The 2,861-nt window shown below is 60.4% G+C and carries 1 protein-coding gene, 2 tRNA genes, 1 rRNA gene and 1 other annotated feature (1 of these 5 running past the window's edge); all 4 genes read left to right on the plus strand.

The annotated features are described in order from the left end of the window. Nucleotides 1–395: serpin family protein (locus tag NW834_RS13195; protein ID WP_414426345.1), on the plus strand; the 395-nt coding region annotated here is incomplete at its 5' end. A 378-nt stretch (nt 396–773) separates the two neighbouring features. After that, a 16S ribosomal RNA gene (locus tag NW834_RS13200) occupies nt 774–2,300 on the plus strand. A gap of 63 nt (nt 2,301–2,363) precedes the next feature. Then, a tRNA-Ile gene (locus NW834_RS13205) sits at nt 2,364–2,440 on the plus strand. A 2-nt stretch (nt 2,441–2,442) separates the two neighbouring features. After that, nucleotides 2,443–2,517: transfer RNA gene (locus tag NW834_RS13210), tRNA-Ala, on the plus strand. A 126-nt stretch (nt 2,518–2,643) separates the two neighbouring features. Further along, nucleotides 2,644–2,861: a sequence feature (23S ribosomal RNA rRNA prediction is too short), on the plus strand; it runs 1,702 nt beyond the window's last position.

Below are 2,861 nucleotides of genomic sequence, written 5' to 3' on the forward strand. Positions count from 1 at the left end.
CCGAAAACTGGGGCAAGTGGCTTGGGGCGTTCCGCGTGGTGCAGGGCAGTCTGCAGATGCCGCGCTTTAAGATCGAGGCGAAGTGCGACCTGAAGCCCCCGCTAAGTGCGCTGGGGATGGGCGTCGCGTTTGACCCCGACCGCGCCGACTTCAGCCGAATTGCCGATGTGTCGCCTGAGCGGCTGTTCATCCAAAAGGCGATTCAAAAGGCGGTGGTGGAGGTGGACGAGGAGGGCACCAAAGCCGCAGCGGCGACGGGAGTCACCATAGGCTTGACCTCCGTGCCTATAGACCAGTTCAACCTCGTTGCAGACCGCCCGTTCCTGTTTGCGATTGTGCATCAGCCGACGGGTGTGGTGCTGTTTCTGGGCGTTGTGCGGCAGCCCGGAGCGTAGGGGCGACGCCCTTTTTGAGCCGAAGCCCCGCGAATTGGCAGAAATTCGGGGGGAATTTGCCCCGAATCGGGCTTAAACCCTTGACAACGCTGTCGCGGGCATGGTAATATATAGCCCGCCTCAGAGCAAGGGACTTTGGGGCGGAAGCGATACCTTGAGATCCCAGAACCTGCGTGCGGAAGGGTGATGCCCTTGACAAACGCGCCTGGGATGTGGTATAATCCAACTCGCCGACGCTTTGCCGAAAGGCGTGTCGGCGCGTGCGCTTGTTGCAACGGCGGCAAGCGCAGAATAAACCTTGAAAACCGGGCAGGTAAGAACGCTTTGCGAGGCCAGTCAACTTGGAAAACGAGCCTGCGTAAGCAGGGATTGCGTTTTCTGACGGAGAGTTTGATCCTGGCTCAGGGCGAACGCTGGCGGCGTGCCTTAGACATGCAAGTCGAGCGGTAGGCGTCCTTCGGGGCGCCGAGAGCGGCGAACGGCGGAGTAACACGTGGGTAACCTGCCCCGAAGACTGGGATAACCCGGGGAAACTCGGGCTAATACCGGATGTGGATGCCTTGGCTTTGGCGAAGGCATCTAAACGGGTTTCCGCTTCGGGATGGGCCCGCGGCCTATCAGGTTGTTGGTGAGGTAATGGCTCACCAAGCCGACGACGGGTAGCCGGTCTGAGAGGATGATCGGCCCGAGGGGCACTGAGACACGGGCCCCACTCCTACGGGAGGCAGCAGTCGGGAATTTTGGGCAATGGGCGCAAGCCTGACCCAGCGACGCCGCGTGGAGGACGAAGCCCTTCGGGGTGTAAACTCCTTTTAGTGGGGACGAACGCAGACGGTACCCACAGAAAAAGCCCCGGCTAACTACGTGCCAGCAGCCGCGGTAATACGTAGGGGGCGAGCGTTGCCCGAATTTACTGGGCGTAAAGCGCACGTAGGCGGCTTCGTAAGTCTGGTGTGAAATCTCACGGCTCAACCGGGAGGCTGCACCAGATACTGCGGAGCTCGAGGACGGGAGAGGAGATCGGAATTCCCGGTGTAGCGGTGAAATGCATTGATATCGGGAGGAACACCAGTGGCGAAGGCGGATCTCTGGCCCGTTGCTGACGCTGAGGTGCGAAAGCTGGGGGAGCGAAAGGGATTAGATACCCCTGTAGTCCCAGCCCTAAACGATGGGCGCTAGGTGTTGGGGGATTAACCCTCAGCGCCGAAGCTAACGCATTAAGCGCCCCGCCTGGGGAGTACGGCCGCAAGGTTGAAACTCAAAGGAATTGACGGGGGCCCGCACAAGCGGTGGAGCATGTGGATTAATTCGATACAAACCGAAGAACCTTACCTGGGCTTGACATCCACGAGAAACGCCCTAGAAATAGGGCGCCTCGGTGGGGAAACTCACCGACCCGTGGACACCGGTTGCATGGCTGTCGTCAGCTCGTGCCGTGAGGTGTTGGGTTAAGTCCCGCAACGAGCGCAACCCTTGTCCTCTGTTGCCAGCGGGTCATGCCGGGCACTCTGAGGAGACTGCCGTGGTCAACACGGAGGAAGGTGGGGACGACGTCAAGTCAGCATGGCGGTTACGTCCAGGGCGTCACACATGCTACAATGGGTGGTACAAAGGGCAGCCAACGCGCGAGCGGGAGCGAATCCCAAAAAACCACCCTCAGTTGGGATCGCAGTCTGCAACTCGACTGCGTGAACGCGGAATCGCTAGTAACGGCGGGTCAGCCATACCGCCGTGAATACGTTCCCGGGCCTTGTACACACCGCCCGTCAAGTCACCCGAGTCGGCTGCACCCGAAGTCGGTCGCCTAACCCACACGGGAGGGAGCCGCCGAAGGTGTGGCTGGTAAGGGGGACTAAGTCGTAACAAGGTAGCCGTACCGGAAGGTGCGGCTGGATCACCTCCTTTAACGGAAGCAACTCTCTACGGCGCGCAAAGCACTACCTGCTCGGTTTTGAGGGAGCCACATACGGGCGCGTAGCTCAGTCGGTTAGAGCGCACCCCTGATAAGGGTGAGGTCATTGGTTCGAATCCAATCGCGCCCACCAGTGGGGGCGTAGCTCAGCGGGAGAGCACCTGCTTTGCACGCAGGGGGTCACCGGTTCAAATCCGGTCGCCTCCACCAACCTAACCCTCAGCGCCTTACGGGGCGCTCAGGGTTGGGCTGATGAGGCGCCCACAGTACGGGCAACGGACCCAACGATTTCCACTTTGACAACTGGACTGGAGTCATCGAGAAGCGCGCCAAAGTAGGCAAGCTACTAAGGGCGCACGGCGGATGCCTAGGAGCAAGGAGCCGATGAAGGGCGTGGTCAGCTGCGATAAGCTGCGAGGAGCCGCAAACAGGCGTTGATCCGCAGATCCCCGAATGGGAGAACCCGGCCACCGAATGGGTGGTCACCCACCGCTGAACCCATAGGCGGTGTGGAGGGAACCTGGGGAACTGAAACATCTCAGTACCCAGAGGAA

Source organism: Synechococcus sp. R60.1 (assembly GCF_047461835.1).
GTDB lineage: Bacteria > Cyanobacteriota > Cyanobacteriia > Thermostichales > Thermostichaceae > Thermostichus.